Origin of the sequence: Paenibacillus sp. FSL E2-0201, assembly GCF_037963325.1 — a bacterium.
GTDB lineage: Bacteria > Bacillota > Bacilli > Paenibacillales > Paenibacillaceae > Paenibacillus_AQ.
Genome location: NZ_CP150154.1, coordinates 5,823,086 through 5,841,628, shown reverse-complemented (window position 1 = coordinate 5,841,628; position 18,543 = coordinate 5,823,086). Strand labels below are relative to the sequence as shown.

The 18,543-nt window shown below is 44.1% G+C and carries 20 protein-coding genes; 18 read left to right on the top strand and 2 right to left on the bottom strand.

Annotated elements, in window-relative coordinates:
• Position 1 precedes the first annotated feature (1 nt).
• The 18 genes from NSU15_RS26220 to NSU15_RS26135 all read left to right on the top strand — a co-directional run bounded on the left by NSU15_RS26220 (position 2) and on the right by NSU15_RS26135 (position 16,276).
• Positions 2–955, top strand: coding sequence for a nucleoside hydrolase (locus NSU15_RS26220; protein WP_339288108.1), 954 nt, complete (start codon positions 2–4; stop codon positions 953–955).
• A 3-nt stretch (positions 956–958) separates the two neighbouring features.
• Positions 959–2,356 (top strand): ADP-ribosylglycohydrolase family protein, encoded by a 1,398-nt coding sequence (locus tag NSU15_RS26215; protein WP_339288106.1) that lies wholly within the window; start codon positions 959–961, stop codon positions 2,354–2,356.
• Between the two features lie 160 nt (positions 2,357–2,516).
• Positions 2,517–2,756, top strand: a complete 240-nt coding sequence (locus NSU15_RS26210) for a hypothetical protein (protein WP_139328613.1) — start codon at positions 2,517–2,519, stop codon at positions 2,754–2,756.
• Positions 2,731–3,492 (top strand): ATP-binding cassette domain-containing protein, encoded by a 762-nt coding sequence (locus NSU15_RS26205; protein WP_339291469.1) that lies wholly within the window; start codon positions 2,731–2,733, stop codon positions 3,490–3,492. Before NSU15_RS26210 ends, NSU15_RS26205 begins: the two co-directional genes overlap by 26 nt.
• The gene (locus tag NSU15_RS26200; protein WP_339288104.1) at positions 3,485–4,147 is read left to right on the top strand and encodes a methionine ABC transporter permease; all 663 of its coding nucleotides are present in this window, start codon (positions 3,485–3,487) and stop codon (positions 4,145–4,147) included. Before NSU15_RS26205 ends, NSU15_RS26200 begins: the two co-directional genes overlap by 8 nt.
• Before the next feature lie 71 nt (positions 4,148–4,218).
• A complete protein-coding gene (locus NSU15_RS26195; protein WP_339288101.1) occupies positions 4,219–5,046 on the top strand; it encodes a MetQ/NlpA family ABC transporter substrate-binding protein in 828 nt (275 codons plus the stop codon).
• Between the two features lie 217 nt (positions 5,047–5,263).
• Positions 5,264–5,938: an ABC transporter ATP-binding protein gene (locus NSU15_RS26190; RefSeq protein ID WP_076120932.1), complete on the top strand. Its 675-nt coding sequence runs from the start codon at positions 5,264–5,266 to the stop codon at positions 5,936–5,938.
• Positions 5,938–8,436: an FtsX-like permease family protein gene (locus tag NSU15_RS26185; RefSeq protein ID WP_339288099.1), complete on the top strand. Its 2,499-nt coding sequence runs from the start codon at positions 5,938–5,940 to the stop codon at positions 8,434–8,436. The genes NSU15_RS26190 and NSU15_RS26185 overlap by 1 nt, the downstream gene beginning before the upstream one ends.
• Before the next feature lie 66 nt (positions 8,437–8,502).
• Positions 8,503–9,180, top strand: a complete 678-nt coding sequence (locus NSU15_RS26180) for a response regulator transcription factor (RefSeq protein WP_076120934.1) — start codon at positions 8,503–8,505, stop codon at positions 9,178–9,180.
• Between the two features lie 2 nt (positions 9,181–9,182).
• Positions 9,183–10,205, top strand: coding sequence for a HAMP domain-containing sensor histidine kinase (locus tag NSU15_RS26175; RefSeq protein WP_076120935.1), 1,023 nt, complete (start codon positions 9,183–9,185; stop codon positions 10,203–10,205).
• 227 nt (positions 10,206–10,432) lie between these two features.
• Complete coding sequence (locus NSU15_RS26170) at positions 10,433–10,735, top strand: hypothetical protein (protein ID WP_042130995.1); 303 nt, start codon at positions 10,433–10,435, stop codon at positions 10,733–10,735.
• 44 nt (positions 10,736–10,779) lie between these two features.
• Positions 10,780–11,457: a PspA/IM30 family protein gene (locus NSU15_RS26165; RefSeq protein ID WP_042130994.1), complete on the top strand. Its 678-nt coding sequence runs from the start codon at positions 10,780–10,782 to the stop codon at positions 11,455–11,457.
• Positions 11,441–11,923 carry a PspC domain-containing protein gene (locus tag NSU15_RS26160; protein WP_339288097.1) on the top strand — a complete coding sequence of 161 codons (483 nt, stop codon included), beginning with the start codon at positions 11,441–11,443 and terminating at the stop codon, positions 11,921–11,923. The genes NSU15_RS26165 and NSU15_RS26160 overlap by 17 nt, the downstream gene beginning before the upstream one ends.
• Before the next feature lie 2 nt (positions 11,924–11,925).
• Positions 11,926–12,630 carry a PspA/IM30 family protein gene (locus NSU15_RS26155; protein ID WP_042130993.1) on the top strand — a complete coding sequence of 235 codons (705 nt, stop codon included), beginning with the start codon at positions 11,926–11,928 and terminating at the stop codon, positions 12,628–12,630.
• Between the two features lie 286 nt (positions 12,631–12,916).
• Positions 12,917–13,564 (top strand): cell wall-active antibiotics response protein LiaF, encoded by a 648-nt coding sequence (gene liaF, locus NSU15_RS26150; RefSeq protein ID WP_076120936.1) that lies wholly within the window; start codon positions 12,917–12,919, stop codon positions 13,562–13,564.
• Positions 13,565–13,594: 30 nt separating this feature from the next.
• The gene (locus tag NSU15_RS26145; RefSeq protein WP_042130991.1) at positions 13,595–14,629 is read left to right on the top strand and encodes a sensor histidine kinase; all 1,035 of its coding nucleotides are present in this window, start codon (positions 13,595–13,597) and stop codon (positions 14,627–14,629) included.
• 18 nt (positions 14,630–14,647) lie between these two features.
• Positions 14,648–15,301, top strand: coding sequence for a response regulator transcription factor (locus tag NSU15_RS26140; RefSeq protein WP_036685532.1), 654 nt, complete (start codon positions 14,648–14,650; stop codon positions 15,299–15,301).
• 162 nt (positions 15,302–15,463) lie between these two features.
• The gene (locus NSU15_RS26135; protein ID WP_076120937.1) at positions 15,464–16,276 is read left to right on the top strand and encodes a YwmB family TATA-box binding protein; all 813 of its coding nucleotides are present in this window, start codon (positions 15,464–15,466) and stop codon (positions 16,274–16,276) included.
• 17 nt (positions 16,277–16,293) lie between these two features.
• Here NSU15_RS26135 and NSU15_RS26130 read toward each other — a convergent pair whose 3' ends face one another.
• A complete protein-coding gene (locus NSU15_RS26130; protein WP_081390016.1) occupies positions 16,294–17,421 on the bottom strand; it encodes a Ger(x)C family spore germination protein in 1,128 nt (375 codons plus the stop codon).
• Positions 17,418–18,512, bottom strand: coding sequence for a GerAB/ArcD/ProY family transporter (locus tag NSU15_RS26125; protein WP_042130989.1), 1,095 nt, complete (start codon positions 18,510–18,512; stop codon positions 17,418–17,420). Before NSU15_RS26125 ends, NSU15_RS26130 begins: the two co-directional genes overlap by 4 nt.
• Between the last annotated feature and the right edge of the window lie 31 nt (positions 18,513–18,543).

Here is an 18,543-nt window from a genome sequence, read left to right as displayed (position 1 = left end):
TATGCGAACACCTATTATTATTGACTGCGATCCAGGGCATGATGACGCTATCGCAATCCTGCTTGCAATAGCAAATTCGGAGAAGCTGGATCTGCGCGGGATTACAACGGTTGGAGGAAACCAGATCCTCGATAAAATCACTGAAAACGCACTTAAAGTGATCAGTTTCGTGAATGCGGATATTCCTGTAGCCAAAGGGGCTGCGGGTCCGCTGTTCGGCAAGCTTGTTACAGGTGAGGAAGCGCATGGTGAATCTGGCATGGACGGCCCACTATTGCCGCCAAGTAAATTCCGCCCTGTAGAAGAAGGCGCTGTGGAATTTATGCTGAATATTATCCGTTCTTCGGAGGAGAAAATTACGCTCGTACCGATGGCTCCTTTAACGAATATTGCGCTATTAATTACAGCATATCCGGAGATTAAAGACAGAATTGAGAAGATCTCATTAATGGGCGGAGGAATTTCTTATGGAAATGTAACCTCTACTGCGGAATTTAATATCTATGTAGATCCTGAAGCCGCTCGTATCGTGTTTGAATCGGGTATTCCGATCACGATGAGTGGTTTGGATGTGACCGATAAGGCAGCGATTTTCGAGGATGAGATCGTAGCATTGAAAGAGCGTGGGCCAGTGTCCACTATGGTCGGAGAGCTGCTAGATTTCTATTCGATTTACGGAAAGAAAATGGGCTATGTTGGCAGTGCGCTGCATGATCCATGCGCAGTAGCTTGGCTCTTGCACCCTGAACTGTTTGAATCCGAGCATCTGTATGTAACGGTGGAGACAGAAGGCAAGCTAACACGTGGAATGACGGTTGCAGACAAACGAAAGAAGACGGATCGCCCAGCAAATGTAGAAGTTCTGGTGGGAGTAGACCGGGAAGCATTTATGAAACTGATCTTTGATTCACTGGAAAAGCTAGATCAAGAGCTGCTTGCGGCTGAAGGGAACTAACCTATGGCAGGATGGGAGAGACTTCAGGAGACGGTTCAGTTTGAATTGGTTCAGCGTGGAGAAGAAGGCTGCAAGATTGACGGCTTCGCGGATAAACTAGCTGCTGCAGGTGCCGATGAAATTAAGCTGATGCAAGTATACAATGAGTTGATGAAGCTCACGGTTGCTGAGGACTTTCCTTATGAAGAGCCGTCTTCACTGGAAGAGATTCGTCGTCTACGTCCAGAAGGTCCACGTAAGCTGCATCCAGAATGGAGCGAGGCGGAGTGGAGAGACAAGTTCTATGGTGCTTGGCTGGGTAGAAGTGTTGGCTGTGCACTCGGAAAACCACTGGAGTATTGGGACTACCTCTACGGTAAAGATGGACGCCCGGGCTGGGAGAATATTGAGCTGTGGTTCCGAGGTGCGGATGCATGGCCAATTACCGGCTATACGCCTGGTCATTCACGGGCAGAGGCAGAATATGGTCTTGGTTTAAGTGATTGGACTTATGCTAGTACCCAAGAGACAATCAAGTTTATGGAAAGCGATGACGATATTCGTTACACGGTTTTGGGCCTTATGCTGCTGGAGCAGAAAGGACTGGATTGGGATTCTTGGGATATCGGAAAGCTCTGGCATAAACATCTGACATATGCTCAGGTATGTACGGCTGAGACACAGTCGTATATGAATTTTGCGCAGGAGACATCTCATTTACATGGTGAGAAGCCTGCGGATTGGCTGGCGCGGCAGGAAAGAGTGCGGATGCACTTAAATCCATACCGGGAGTGGATTGGTGCGGCTATACGCGCAGACGGACTGGCGTATGGCGCGGCAGGCCATCCGGAGCTTGCGGCGGAGCTAGGCTGGCGCGATGCTTCTTTTTCACATGTGAAGAACGGGATCTATGGCGAGATGTTTAATGCAGCGATGATTTCGGCGGCTTTTGCTGAAAAAGATAACGAGCGTATCCTAGAGATTGGTCTTAGTGAGATCCCTAGTACTAGTCGTCTGGCAAGTGATGTACTACGAGGCATAGATATTGCGCACAAGGCTAAGAGTGAGCGTGAGTTGGTGAGTAAGATTTGGGATACATTCAGCCACTATGATGCAGTGCATACCAATAATAATGCTGCTCTTGTAGCTGCTTCGCTGGTCTATGGCGGGAATGATTTCGAAAAAGCGGTCGTTACTTCCGTATACGGAGGAATGGATACAGACTGTAATGGAGCTACAGTGGGGTCGATTATGGGAGCGAAGCTTGGAGCAAGTGTGTTGCCGGCTACATGGGTTGAACCGCTCCATGATACACTATATGCAGATTTACCCGGGTTTCATCCGATAGCGATTTCGGAATGCGCGGAACGCAGCTATCAGGTGTTCTTGAAGATTCGCAAGGAGCTTGGCGGAAAGTTTTAGATCAGGGAAACGCAAAATAATTAAGGGATGACTTAAGCCACCGTGCTTAAGCATCCTTTTTTTCGTGCTGACCTAGTTCTTGAAATAGATGCAACAGGGGTTTAGGAGTTAGGTAACAGGAGAATCCTGATTTGAAGAGGGATTAAGTTTAGTCATTTATTTGGGAGTTAAACACGTAAAAATAGCATGGTGCAAAGGGATTTTATACGGTAATCCTTTTTTACTGATATATCATTTAAATAAAAATGGTGACACAGAACATAAAATGCCTTATTATTTAAAGAGATTTTTAGTAAAACAGTTTTTAAATAATTATAGTACAAACCTTGGCTTAGAGGGTTTCAGAATAAATGGAAAGGAAGGGGGAGTTTGCAATCCTATCGCTGAGTGGGGTGAGTAAAGGATTCAAGCTGAAGGACGGCATGTATCAGGCTGTGGATGATGTATCGCTTGATGTGAAGAAAGGATCGATTCACGGTATCATTGGTGAAAGCGGGGCAGGGAAATCCACGCTGCTGCGATTGATTAATCTGCTGGAAAAGCCAGATCAAGGGACAGTTACCGTAGAAGGGCATAATTTAACCGAAATGCCGAGTAAACAACTACGGAAAGCTAGGGAAAAGATTGGGATGATTTTTCAGCAATTTAATCTGGTCAATAACGTCACGGTAAGCCGCAATATTTCGATTCCATTGGAATTGGCAGGGGTGCCGAAGCGTGAACGGATGAAACGGGTAAAGGAATGTCTTGATTTTGTCGGATTGGCAGATAAGGCAGCGCAATATCCTGCACAGCTAAGCGGAGGACAACGACAACGTGTGGCGATCGCCCGGGCGCTTTCGAACAGTCCAGGACTATTGCTATGTGACGAACCCACCTCCTCCCTTGATCCAGGAACAACTGCGGATATTCTGGACGTCCTGAAGCATATTAATTCAAGCCTCGGGGTTACAGTAGTGATTGTTACGCATGAGATGGATGTTGTCAAAAGTATATGCACTCACGTATCCGTGATGGAAAATGGTCGAATCGTAGATTCCTTCTCTCGCGAAGACGGTGATTTCCGACCTGCTGCAGTTCGTACTGGCTCGTACCGGGATCAAATTCTGGGTAAAGCGGGGGAAATACATGTTTGATAGTGTACTTCAATATCAGGCACAGATGTGGGAATCGATCGGGGAAACCTTTGTCATGGTCGGTATTTCTGTCGGTGCCGCATTGCTGCTTGGCCTTCCGCTCGGGACGTTGTTGTTTTTTTGCCGAAAAGGTCAGCTCTACGAGAATAAAGCATTGTCTCTGGTGCTCAACAGCATCGTTAATATTATCCGTTCGTTTCCATTCCTGCTGCTTGTCGTTGCACTCATTCCGGTCACTCGTTTCCTAGTCGGAACTGCGATTGGAACCATGGCAGCCACGGTTCCGTTATCCATTGTTGCCATTGCTTATTACTCCCGTCTGGTGGAGCAGTCTTTGTTGGAGGTTCCTAAAGGAGTCATAGAGGCGGCCTTGTCTATGGGAGCTTCGAAGCTAGGGTTGATCTTTAAATTCCTGTATGTTGAGGCACGTTCGGGGCTAGTGCTCGGACTCACTACCTCTACGATTAGTTTTATCTCTTACTCAACTGTAATGGGGGTTGTCGGAGGGGGCGGGGTTGGTGATTTTGCGATCCGGTATGGATATCAGCGTTTTGAGACTGAAGTGATGATCTATGCGATTATCGTGATGATTATATTGGTTCAGTTGGTTCAATTCACAGGAGGTACGATCTCACGGCTGTTAGATAAGCGTTAATCGTTCAACCCGTATATCAAATTTTGTAATACAAAATGATTGAATATATAAACTGGGGGTTAGTTGTAGTAATGAAAAAATCAATGATAGTTGTGCTTATGTTAATGGTATTGGTCGTAGCGGGTTGTGGCTCTAATAAAGCAGCAGAGAACAATTCTGCAAAAGGTAGCGATGAGCTAACGAAATTAAAGATTGCTACTTTGATTCCACCAATGACGGAAATTCTGGATATTGTGAAGCCACTTCTGAAGGAAGATGGCATTGATCTTGAAATCGTTGTGCTGTCTGACAATGTACAGCCTAATGAGGCTTTGGCGAATAAAGAGGTAGATGCTAACTTTTTTCAACACGTTCCTTATATGAAGCAATTTAATGAGAGCAAAGGCTCAAATCTGGTAGAGGTACAGCCTGTATATGACGCTATTTACGGTGGTTACTCCAAGCGTTACAAGAATGTAGCTGATCTTCCTGAAGGTGCAACGTTAGTAATGGCTAATGATCCATCGAATATTGGTCGTTCTTTACAAATGTTCGCTGCAGCTGATCTTATTAAGCTAAAAGAGGGCGTGGGTATTCAAGCTACACAAGCAGACATTACTGAAAATCCAAAAAACTTTAAGTTTGAAGAAGTAGATTTATTGATGTTGGCTCGTATGCTGGATGATGGCGATCTAGTGGCAATGACTCCGGCTTATGCTAGCCCGCTTGGTTTGACACCGAAGAAAGATGCACTGATTACTGAAGGTGCCGATTCTGAATTCACAATCACCTTGGTTGCGCGTGAAGACAACAAGGACTCTGATGCGATTCAGAAGCTAGCTAAACGGATTAGCGGCCCTGAAGTGAAGAAATTCCTTGAAGATAATTATGCGGATATCGCATTGCCTGCTTTTAAATAAGCTTAAATAGTTAAATTAGTAATTCAATGAGACTTGTCCATTATGGGCAAGTCTTTTTTTGCATTCAGAAAGCATATATTGGGGGCCCTCACAAAGTACCTGAGGTTGCATCGAAGCAAAGCCCCACTTTGTGGGGATATTTTAGTGTGTCACTAGAATGTAAGAACTGCTAGATATAATGGGTTGTAGAATAACAAAGCGGAATGGAGATGTGAATATGGCAGTACTTAGCGCGATTAATCTCACGAAACATTACGGTAAGGGAACTAACTTGGTTAAGGCATTGGATGGAATTAACGTGGAAGTTAATAACGGTGAATTTATAGCGATTGTCGGGACATCAGGAAGCGGGAAATCAACGCTATTACATATGTTTGGCGGACTTGATCGAGCAACTGATGGACAGGTGATCATAGATGGTAAAAATATTTTCGGAATGAAGGATGACGAGTTGACGGTATTTAGAAGAAGAAAGATCGGATTTGTATTTCAGAACTATAATCTGGTGCCGATTCTGAATGTATACGAGAATATTGTGTTGCCTATTGAACTGGATGGAAACAAGATAGATAAGGAATTTGTGGATCATATTGTGAATACGTTAGGACTCTCGCAAAAGTTGGACAACCTCCCCGGTCAGCTTTCAGGGGGTCAGCAGCAAAGAGTAGCTATAGCACGGGCCTTGGCTGCAAAACCTTCCATTATCCTAGCCGATGAACCTACAGGGAACTTGGACAGCATCACCAGCCAGGAGGTCATTGGATTACTCAAAGTAACGAGCAGACAGTTTAATCAGACGATTCTAATGATTACTCATAATGAAGAGATTGCTCAGCTTGCAGACCGGACCATCCGGATAGAGGACGGTAAAATTACTGGAGGGGCATTGTGATGATGTTTCCAAACAGCAATAAGCCAATTGTTAAAAAGCTGACGAGTAGAAGTCTGAAAGCCAATCGGACCCGAAATCGTTTTGTGATTCTGGCTATAATTCTCACCACTTGGCTCATTACATCTTTTTTTAGTATTGGGCTGAGCAACTACAAAACCTTCGAAATGCAGGAATTAAAAATAACCGGGACGATGGCCAATGCCTACTTAACCTCCCCGTCAGAACAACAAATAAACAAGTTAAAGGAACTTTCCTATATTAAGTCCATCGGACTTCAGTCCAGAGTAGGTAATGTGATCCATACGCCAGAAATAGGAGATCTTAATTTAGCTCTCCTCTGGTATGACCCTACTGAATGGACGGACATGCGTAAGCCTGTAATCGATGGTCTAGAGGGGACATATCCAGAGAAGGAAAATGAAATCGCTGTTCCTTTATGGATTTTACAGTCGATGGGGATAGATGCTCCAAAGATTGGTATGAGCTTGCCGTTAACTTACTCCGGTACCCGCGATGGGGTGAAATCGCAAGAGAGCAACACCTTCATACTAAGTGGATGGTTTACCGATTACAGTCATGTCCGTACCGGAAATACTGGAGCGGTGCTGGTATCGGGGGCTTTTGCTACAGCTCATGGTGTAGATCTTAAGAATCCCAAAAATGCCACTATTCTTTTTCATGAGAAAAATACGGATGAACTCCTCTCACGTTTGCAACAGGATATCACTTTGGGAGAAAGTCAGAAACTTGAACCAGTCTCTTACAGGTCTACTACCTCTTCAGACAGAACAGCGACTTTGATTGGATACGCCGGAATAATACTATTTGTTATGCTGAGCGGTTATTTATTGATTTATAATGTGCTTTACATTTCTGTCTCACGGGATACAAGGTTCTACGGTCTGCTTAGAACGCTAGGAACTACACAGCGGCAGATTAAAAAAATAGTCAGAGCTCAAGCCTCAAGGTTAGCACTTATAGCAATTCCACTGGGACTTGCCGCAGGAGCTGTAACTTCTTTCGTACTTGTTCCGCTGGCTATGAGTACCGCTGAATTGGATACGGGTGTGGAGATTTCGTTTCACCCATTAATCTTTATTGGAGCTGCGTTGTTTGCTTGGCTGACCACCATGTTCAGTGCTATTAAACCTGCCTCCATCGCTGGTAAAGTCTCTCCAATAGAAGCAGTAAGATATACAGGGACGATGGTTAAAGCTAAGAAGAAGCGTGGAACTGGCGGTTCTAAGCTGCATCGACTGGCCTGGCGAAATATTTTCAGAGTGAAGAAACGGGCAATGGTTGTATTTCTCTCTTTATTTCTTGGGCTGACGACTTTTCTGGTAATCAATACACTTGTGCTTAGTATGAGTACAGATCATTTTATATCGGAATATATGGATAATGACTTCACGCTGTCGAATCAGACGATGTCCTTTGGATTTGAGGGGGAAGAGAAGGCCAAGATCTCAGAGGATATGATCAAGGAAATTCAGGATATGAAGGGAGTAAAGGAGGTCTTCAAGGCTTACATTGGAATGGCTGAGATGAAATATGACCCTAAGGTATTCGGAAAGTATGTAGATGAATTTGCGAGGTCATATCACACAGAACGCCCTGCTGATGAACAATTGGCTAAGGGGCAAGGGATGTTCTCAATGACCCGTGTTACCGGGTTAGACTCAGATCAGGTCAGAAAGTTGGAGGAGAAATTAGGGTTTACTGTAGATATGGAACGTTTTGAAAAAGGTGAGCTTGCCTTGCTGGACAATTTTAGTCTCGGTGGTCTTAAGGTTGGAGATCCATTTCAAATCAGTCCTATAAAAAGCGAGGCCGCACAATCTTTCGAAATTGGAGGGCTTGGTGATTTCAGCTCACTGGGATCTTCACATTTTGTGGCTCCGAACGTCTATATCAGCCACACTGCTATAAAGAAATTCATGAGTAACCCGCTTATAAGTAAAGTGTATATTAATGCTGATCCAAAAGACTGGAAGCAGATTACCGATCAATTGGAAGGACTCATCGGCGGAGATGGTGAGCTGAAGCTGGAGTCGAAGCTGTATATGGAAAAGTTCATGGAATCGGCTAAGCTAACCTTTTACATTATGGGTGGCGGAATTGCGCTCATTCTAGCTCTGATTGGAATTTTGAATTACGTAAATATTATGTATACAGGTGTTGTAGCTCGGAAGCTGGAATTTGCAGTGATGGAGAGCATCGGGATGACCTCTAAGCAGATGAGAAAGCTGTTACTGTATGAAGGGGCAGGTTATGCGATCCTATCGACGTTGCTAATCTCAACAATAGGCACATTAATCAGTTACGGTGCTTATAGCCTGTTTAGCCAAGAAGCTACTTATGCTGTGTTTAGCTTCCCAACCCTTCCGCTTTCTATTGCAATTGTACTCGTTTTTGCGGTTTGCCTGAGTGTTCCGCTAATTGCTTACAAGCAAATTAAAAAGGACAGCATTTTGGAACGTCTGCGGCAAATGGAATAGAGCTAATTAATTTACAGCGTAGCCTTCCTCTGCTTGTTACAATGATAGGTATAGAGGTGAGTTTCAATGACAAACATTCTAATTGTAGAGGATGACCGTCTCTTAAACGAGGGGCTAAAGTTCATGCTTGAAAAAGAAAACTTTAATATTATTCAAGCCTACTCTTATCAACAAGCAGCTTCTAAAATTCAGGATCAGACCCTCGGTCTGGTCCTTTTGGACATTAATCTTCCAGACGGGAGTGGTCTTGCACTGTGTCAGGAAATTCGGCGAATGAGCTCCATCCCGGTAATCTTTCTGACTGCCAACGATACTGAGCAGGATATGGTCACTGGATTTGGGCTCGGTGCAGATGATTATATTGCAAAGCCGTTTAGTATGGTCGTACTTTTGCAACGTGTGAAGGCTGTACTTCGACGAACAGGTACTGATGGAAGCTCGGAGCTGTTTCAGTATAAGGATATTACAATTAACTCAGCCAAAATGAAGGTTTACAAATATGGGCAGGAGATCAAACTAACCACCAATGAGTATCGTCTACTTGCCATCTTAACCGAGAATAGGGGGCAGGTTCTTACCCGGAGGTTAATGCTGGAGAAGCTATGGGATATAGAAGGTAATTTCGTGGATGAGAATACGCTAAGCGTAAACATTCGTAGGCTGCGCGCCAAAATTGAGGATGATCCTAAAGATTGTCAATACATTAAAACCGTATTCGGCATTGGCTACACATGGGGAGATTAAGGATGAAGAACCCTTTTACAAAAATTATTTGGAGTTCTTTCGTCCTTTTTGCTGTTATTGTGGCTTTGTTCGGCTCTTTGCTTATCTATTATAAGCCTGAGCGATCTGTAATTATAGGAGCTATGGTGTTTGTTGGCATGATGGCTTTGCTGTTTATAAGTTTTGTGTTCGCACTTCGTAAAGAAATGCTAAACACGCTATCATCATTGTCTGGATTGATTCAAGAGCTTATCAATGGACAAATGACTCAAATGTTCCCGGTGCAGGAGGATACACTACTCTCCAAATTACAGCATCAGGTCATTCAGCTATCTGAGCTGTTGTCTTCGCAGAAGCAGCGTTACCGTGAAGAGAGTCAGGAGGTCAAAACATTAATTTCTGATATTTCTCATCAACTCAAGACCCCTTTAGCTAATTTAGGGATGTATAACAGTCTTCTGATGGATGAAGAGCTCCCCGCTGAAAAACGAAGTGAATTTACTCGCCACATGGGAAGCCAGATTGAGAAGTTATCTTGGCTCATGGAGAATCTGATCAAGTTATCACGGCTCGAATCCGGTATTATTGAGCTTCATGCGGAGAAGCTTAATCTTGAGAATACTGTGCTGTCAGCCATCAAACAGGCATTTCCAGCAGCCGAACAAAAGAATATAGAGATTTTACTGGAAGCGGATCAGGAGATTGCGCTGCAACATGACCCCAAATGGATGGGGGAGGCTATCTATAACATCATCGATAATGCTCTGAAATATACACTTGGGCCCGGCAGTATTAGGATTACGCTTCAGAGGTATGATCTTTTTGCAAGGATTGATGTTGCCGATGGTGGAATCGGAATTCCTTCCGCTGAGATCAATGACATTTTTAAACGGTTTTATCGAGGAGCGGGTTCCAATGGAACTGAAGGTGTTGGCATAGGCCTTTATTTAGCCCGTAAAATTGTGACCGAGCAGGGTGGATATATAAAAGTGAAATCGGAGTTAAGTAAAGGGAGTGTTTTTTCTATATTTTTGCCGATACGTTGATTCTGAATGTACTCGAAGCTTAGCCCTCGAAATTGGGGCTTTTTCTCATTAAAGTCGCGATTTCATTGAGGAAAAGTGCTTTGCTAGCCCTGTAGTGGTCTGCAGTCGCACAGCTACCTCGACTAAGGTCCAGTACCAAAAACCGTCGTTGGTCTGTTTTGAAAGTCTGCGAATTGCTCTAGAATAAGGCTATAAGGTTAAGGACAACGAAAGGCGGTGAGAAAATAATGCAAAGAAGACAAGGAAACGGATTGGCGGTTGTACTGATTGTGATTGGTGCGGTAATGCTGCTCGGTTTAGCGCTTCCTCTGATTCACGGTATTTTCAGACTACTGTTCCCAGTATTGCTGGTTGTTCTCGGGTACTATGGGATTAAGAGCGGACGCAAGATTATCGGTTGGGTATTAATGTTCATTGGTGTCATGACCTTGATCGCGAAGCTTTCCTGGATCATCGGACCACTGCTAGGTGTGGCGTTGATCGTATGGGGCGTGTATGCCTTAAAGGGTAGAAGAAATGGTACTTATTAAGAAGGATTGTACTTAAATAAGAAGCAGGGAGGGAGCAGGAGATTATGAGTGTTTTTCGTCGCATGAGGGATATTACCGTAGCTAATTTAAATGAACGTCTGGAGCAAAGCCAAGATCCTGTGAAGCTGATTGATCAATTTCTACATTCAACTCGTGAGGAAATCAGTGAAGCTGAAAGATTGTATCAGCAATACGCTTCCCATACGAAGCAACTGCAGCAGCAAGTGAATCAAGCGACTGCCATGCGAAACAAACGTGAGGAACAGGCGCTACTCGCACTAAAAGCGGGCGAAGATCATCTGGCAAAGCTGGCTTTACAAGAAAAAATTATCCACGAGGAAAAGTTGGAGCAGTACAGCGGGCTACTTGAACAAAGTAAGCAATCCTTGTTTGAACTTGAAGGACAGCTGAATGAGCTGAAAATAGAGTATCAGACGGTGTACAGCAAACGTCAGTATTATGCAGCACGGATGGAGTCGCTGAGACTACAGCAACGTATGAATCAAAGAGCAAGTGCTTATGGCAACGGTGGTGATGTTCCCAAAATGTTCGGACGTCTGGAAGATCGGATGTCAGATTGGGAATTAGAAGCGAAGAGCCTCCGCGATGTGCGGCGCATGGGACAGGAATATGCTGTGCAAGCAGGTGAGACTGTAGCAACCGTACTCGAAAGAGAAATGGCTCGCTTAAAGGAGAAACTGAACAATGGTGGAAAGGAGTAGCGCTATGAGTCGATTGTATCGTTCAACTAGAGATAAAGTGATGACGGGTCTTGCAGGTGGATTATCTGAGACACTCGGTATTGATTCCACGCTATTCCGGATTCTGTTACTGGTCAGCATTCCGTTTACAGGAGGCGCCGTGATTCCAGTGTATTTCATTGCAGCATTGGTTATTCCGAAGGAGCCTACGCATTATAATCCTTTCGGACCAGGCCCTGGTGCACCTGGTGGTCCATTCGATGGTCCTTACTCAGGTAGACCCGAACATGGACACGGACCGCATGGCGGACATGGATATTATGGACGCCAACCTAACTACAATCCTAATTTTGAGAAGAATAACGCATATTCCGCTCCGGATTCCGGTTTGGATGCGATGATGAAGGATATCGAGAAGAAGGCTCTGCAAAAAGAAGTAGAAGAACTAAAACAAAAACTGTCTAAATATGAGAAAGGGGAATTGTAATCATGGGAGTATTTCAAAGAATTAAAGATATGACTAAGGCGTCGGTAAATGACTTGTTGGATAAGGTAGAGGACCCAATCGTAATGCTTAACCAATATCTGCGCGATATGGAGGCTGAAATTCACGAAGCTGAAGTTACAGTTGCTAAACAAATGGCGAACGAACGCCGCATGAAGCAACGCGTGGAAGAAGCAGCAAAAATGTCTGCACAACGCGGAGCACAAGCTGAACTGGCATTGAAAAACGGCCAAGAAGAAGTGACTCGCAAGCTGTTGGAGGAAAAAATCTACTTCGATCAAAAACAAGCGGAATACAGCGATCTTCACGCTCAAGCTGAAGTGCAAGCGAAGGAATTGGTAGGACAGCTGCACGATATGAAGGATGAATTCTACAAGCTGCGCAACAAGCGTAACGAGCTCGTATCCCGTGCTCAAATGGCTAAAGCGAAGAAACAAATGTCGCAAATCAGCAGTGTACATTCCATCGAAAGTGGCAGTGCCTCACTCGGATTCCACCGGATGGAAGAAAAAATTATGCAGCTTGAAGCAGAAGCAGATGTACTGCGTGCACCTTACAGCCCATCCGCGGCTTACACTAAACCAGTGGATGTTGAGAAGCAACTGAAAGTGGATGAGCAACTGGCTGCATTGAAAAGCAAGCTGAATGATACACCAGCGGCTCCTTCTTTAAACAAAAAAGAAGAATAAATCCTGTTCCTAAAACTTAAGTAGATATGATATGCTGGACAAGAAGAAGCCATACGGTATGGATCTCCATACCGATATGGCTTTTATAGCGGCTGGCTATAATATATTACTGAGTATGTTTTTCGAAGCAAAACTTTAACTTTAATCCGGTGAATAGTCAGGGAGAGGAAGTTTGGAACTGTAGGAGCAACAGCGAACGAAAGTCCAAACATTCCTCGGAGTGACTATTAGTTCACGGATACTATAGAAGAAAGTTTTGCTTAGCAAAACTTTTGGGAGGTGCGAAATGGATAAACGAAACCGTTTGATTGCCATCGGACTGATCGGTGTTGGCTGCATGATGATTTTTGGTAGATGGCTCGGCTTTTTCTCCATTGTCGCGCTTCTATTCCTGCTTCTAGGGGTCTACCGTACAACGTCAGGCAAGGTGAAGCAGGGTTATAAGCTGCTCGGAATTGGCGCTATACTGCTTTTGCTGGATCATTTAGTGCTCGTACTGGGGATTTGTTTGATCTCTTTGGGAATGTTTTTTACTAAATCGAAAAGAGTTCAGCGTAAGGAAGGGTTTATGCAGAAGCAGAACTTCTCGTCTAGATTTGACTGGGATCGCTCACCTTGGGTGATGCACAGTCTTAGCTCATGGCATATCCTCGGGGAAGCCGATCTTGACCTTTCGCTGGCTATGGCGGAGCAAAAAGAAACAGTTATGCTGTTTCAAGGGATCTTTGGTGATATGGACATTCAATTGTCGGATGATTATGGTGTGGAAATTGAAGCCTTTGTGCTTTTTGGATCGATTGAATTCGGTAATGGGCGCGATACAGGTATGCTGAACCGTCTGAATTGGAAATCCCCTAACTATGAAAGCAGTGAATATAAGGTGAAGTTTAGTGTGTCTTATTTGATGGGAGATTTGGATGTGCGATTATCCTGATTAGTTTGATACAGAAGGGAGGGTCCCCATATGGAAAAAAAGAACAAAAACATGATGTCACGCAGTATGGGTGAGGGGGCTCTGTTCTCTTTTGTCATGCTGCTTGTGATATTGTACACCATGTATACATATGGCTATTTGAAGCCTTTTGAAAGCTGGATGATTGGATTACGCACGGCATTCACACTAATTCTGTTACCCATGGGGTTCGGAGTTGGCTTTGGGTTCTATCAGAGCTTTCGTGTAAAGCGAAAGTTGGAACGCTTGAGAGAAACCCTCGTATTGTGGGAGAAGGGCAACCTAACGCTATCTATGCCTGACTTGGGTGACGATGAGCTGGGAAGGCTCGGAGAACAATTGGGCCGAATCAGCGGAAAATGGGAAAACCAAGTGACAACGCTACAGCGCTTGTCTACAAATAACGCAAAGCTCGCGGAACAGGCAAGAGTATCTGCTATTATGGAGGAGCGTCAGCGGCTTGCGCGTGAATTGCATGATGCTGTCTCCCAGCAGCTGTTCGCCATTTCTATGACCGCCACGGCTGTAGGCCGGACGCTGGAGAAGGATTTTGACAAGGCGCAAAGGCAAATAGCACTTATTGAAGAAATGTCTGCTGTAGCGCAATCAGAGATGAGAGCACTATTGCTGCATTTGAGACCTGTTTATTTGGAAGGTAAGGGATTAGCACAGGGGCTGCAGGAGTTGATCAAGGAGCTTAAGGTTAAGGTTCCGATTGAAATCGTGTTCGAGATGGATCCTGATGTACAATTGTTAAAAGGGGTAGAGAATCACTTATTCCGAATTGTGCAGGAGGCAATCTCCAATACGCTTCGTCATGCGAAAGCAGAGAAGATGGAAATCAGACTGCATCGGCGAGGAGATACGGTTCGTTTGACGCTCCGTGATGATGGGATTGGTTTTGAATTGGATGAGAGTAAACAAACTTCCTACGGTTTGTCGAACATGCAGGAGCGGATGAATGAAATCGGGGGTTCCATTCAGTTTATTACCGCTCCGGGTAAAGGAATGCGGATTGAAATAACCGTTCCGTTAGTCAATGAATAATAGGAGGAAAGAGTGACCATGGAGATGGAGGAAGCCATTAAGGTATTACTTGTAGATGATCATGAAATGGTACGGATCGGACTAGCTGCTGTACTTGGGACTGAAGACGGGATTGAAGTTGTAGGTGAAGCTGGAAGTGGAGAAGAAGGTATCCGCCTGGCACAAGAGTACAATCCGGATGTAGTCCTGATGGATCTCGTAATGGACGGGATGGATGGGATTGAAACGACAAAACAATTAATGAAGCAATATCCCGAAATCAAAGTGATTGTGTTAACAAGCTATCTGGATGATGAAAAAATGTATCCGGTGATTGAGGCGGGTGCGTTTAGTTATCTATTAAAGACCTCGCGAGCTAGTGAAGTTGCGGATGCCATACGCGCTGCGGCAAGAGGGCAGTCTGTACTCGAGTCACAAGTCGCCTCAAAAATGATGAATCGTTTTCGAAACAATGCCAAGGGTGAATCCCCTGCTTATAAAGAGCTTACCGAGCGCGAGATGGAAGTATTACGTCTGCTGGCGCAAGGTAAATCGAATCAGGATATCGCTGATCAACTAATTATTGGGATCAAAACTGTGAAATTTCATGTAACGAATATTCTCGCGAAGCTGGGTGTGGAAGATCGAACCCAAGCAGCAATTTATGCATATAAAAATGGACTAGCTGAATAATTGGATATCCCAATTGGTGTGAGTACAAGAACTGGCCAGAGTAAGAAGGGCTGGTTTTTTTGTGTGCACGAGTATATGAAAATACTTGTCTCCGTATAAAATCTTGTAAAGCGGACATCCTGTTTAGTAGATTAATAGACCGGATTGAGAGGGTGTTGGATTGTGGGGTATGTGGAAGAAAGTAAGGGAAAGAGACACGATGCAGGCCGAAAAAGCGGTATTAAAGGAATGTTGCTGGTATTTATTCTATGCTGTACTGCGTTACTTTTGGCAGGTTTTCGGGGCGAAGGTGAAAAAGAGAGCAGCCAGATCGCCCAATTGAAAAAGTCACTTCCTCTCCTGACCTCCCTTGGTAAAAGTGTTACAGTACCCGGATCCCCTCTTCGTTTAGTTTTAAAATGGCAGGGAGAATTCAATGGTGATGGTCTAGAGGCTGGTGTCACTGCAACTAACCTATCCGATGATCTTGGGTTGGGAGAAACAAGCCGGGAAGACGGGGGGGAACATCTTACTTACCGTTCGTCTGCCGAAAAAGCCGGTTTTCAAACCACCATGTTCTGGAGTGAGCTTGGAAACGGACGTAGTTATGTGATTGTAACCCTGGAGACACCCGATTTGTTAAATGCTCCGGATCTGCAAGCTGAAGCAGAAGAGGCTGGCGCGAAACTACAGAAGGTCGGCATCACAGCGGAATGGAATACCTCGCTTCAGGGGGCTGCGAAGGAGCAGGAGCATCCTCAGAAGGCTCTACTGTTAACGGAGCAGAATATGTACGCACAGCTGCCCGATCTTAAAGTACAGGAAAGCTACGAAGACGAAACAACAGCCAGCCATACTTATAGTACATCGGCATTGTTGCATTCCGTAATCAGCGGAAACCACGAGGTAGTCCTACAGGCAGCTATTCATCAGGATGCAAAAGAGGGCAGCAGCCGCGTTACGATTGGATTACCATTAATAACAATAGAATATTGAAAAGACCAATCAAGGATCTATTGTAGAATGCCCGTACTTACAATTTTAACATCAACCTTGGTATGGAATTTTACTTTCCGGTAATCCTCAGACCAATTTTTGTTGCTCCAGACATTGTGATGATAAGCAATAAGTTTTCTTCCTACACCAAAGATATCACAGTTTGCCTTTTGGATTTCATTAACAACTGTCTTGGCTTCCTTTGTAAGTAAATCTGAAAGATCTTGACTGACTTTTTTAAGTTCTTTCTCGTCGAGTACATCGGTAAACTCTTCTACGACGGCTTGCAGCTCCAAGCCCAAATTTACATCAATGCTTTCATCATCAGCAATGGTTACCTTGAATTGCCGCTTTATTTTTTTTGAACCCACATTAATAGTAATGAAATTCCGAATATCATCGGAATGTCCCAAATCAAGTTTCTTAGTGAAGCGGGCATTTTTCCCCTGTTGTCCCATCAGCAGAACCATCATGATTGACTGATCGGGGTTCAACATTCCGCTGTAATTCTGGTCATGAAAGAGAGCTACCCCTTTCGTGATTATTTCGCCCCCATCTCTGCCTAGATATGGAAGAGCAAAGTCATGCCCTGGATCCATCAGGGATCGGAACACGGTATCTGCCGTTTCTTTTGGAAAAATACTCATTTCTTCCAGACTATCGATCTTTTGCTTAATGAATTCACCGATCTTTAATTCCCCAACCTTTTTTTGTTCAAGAATTTGGGCAGCTTCTCCTTCCGTAATAATTAGCCGAACGTTGGATGTTGGATTGCTTGGATCCCTGTAATTCACATCCAGAATAGGGTACAGGCCACGCTCAGCCGTAGTCCTTCCCATAAGCTCAAACCCATATTTAATAAATCTAATGTTTCCCCTAACTTTATTTCGCAATTGATTGCTCGCATTGCGCACAGTCGATCCGATACTCGAATGGATTTCATTCTTGGTAGCTTTCTGCTCAATATCGGGGGGAATGATTAATTCGATGGTTTCTTTGATCTCTCCGTTCTCTGTATAATCAATTGCAGCACAATAAGCCAGATGCAGGTCTTTCAAATATTCCCGGTCCCAACATCCAGTAAGACAGATGAAAACAAGGGCAATTAAAAGTAAATGCGACTTGAATTTCATGTCAAACTTCATGCAAGACCACCTGGCTTTCTCTTCATAAATAGGGAAATCATCAGCAATAACATCGATAATCCGGCAATAAACACATAGGCCGCATAGTTAGCGGCCGTATCAAAAAGATGTACACCTGCAGGAGTTACAGGTGCAAGTGCGATCATAAAAGAAATGATTTTTACAAACGGAGCAAAATGTTTATGGCTTTTTCGACTAAATAAAACACTGAGTCCAATGGATGCTGCATAGCAGTAGCTAACAATAGAACAAACAAGCGTGATGGCCCAAATCGGCAGAAACAGGATATCTGCACGATCCACGATATAAAAGTTAAGAGATTTTACTAAGTAAATGACGGGTTCGGGCATGATTTTGATTTGCTCAGAGTTAAATACCATCAGACAGGTGGATACCACGAAGACATAGAGCAGGGTTACGAACCAACTGGCTAGACTAATGGTCATTAATTTTTGTTTATTTGTACCTTCGGAAAGCGGATAGACGATCATCATCATTTCGAAACCATACATAGATTTAGTTGATTCCTGTGCTCCCTTCACGACATTCCAGAACCCATTCTCCAGAAGGGGGAGCATAAATTCAAAATGAGCTTGAGTTAAACCATAGCTGACAAATAGTATAAGCGGAACAAAAAGAAATGTTGCCAATGTATAGAATCTGGCCAACACTGTAAGCTTTTCTCTTGCCAAATAGAGAGTCATGATCGAGAAAAGGGTTAATATAGCCCATCTTGGTGTGGATTGCAGAATCCACCTCTGCAGCACCTCCACCGCACTGAACATAATATTGGAGCCAAGCAGAACAAAGTAACTGATGTAAGCGATTATAAGTATTCTACCTATAATTGGACCTCCGAGCTTTAAACATATAGAAAATAAGTTGAGTCCGGGGAAATTTTTCAGCAGAACCCATAGAAGAATGATAACAAGTTGGGTAATGATGCCCGCAATCAAAACAGAGAGCGCTCCTCCACCCTTGGCCGCTTCGTTAAGCTTGAAGGGAAGAGACAGAATGCCAACCCCGATTTGGGCTTGAATCATAAAGCAGAAAAGCTGCCCCCTCGTTATCATTTTTTCTTTTTGAGTCATTCTTATAACTCCTGTCGTTCAGAGTAAATGA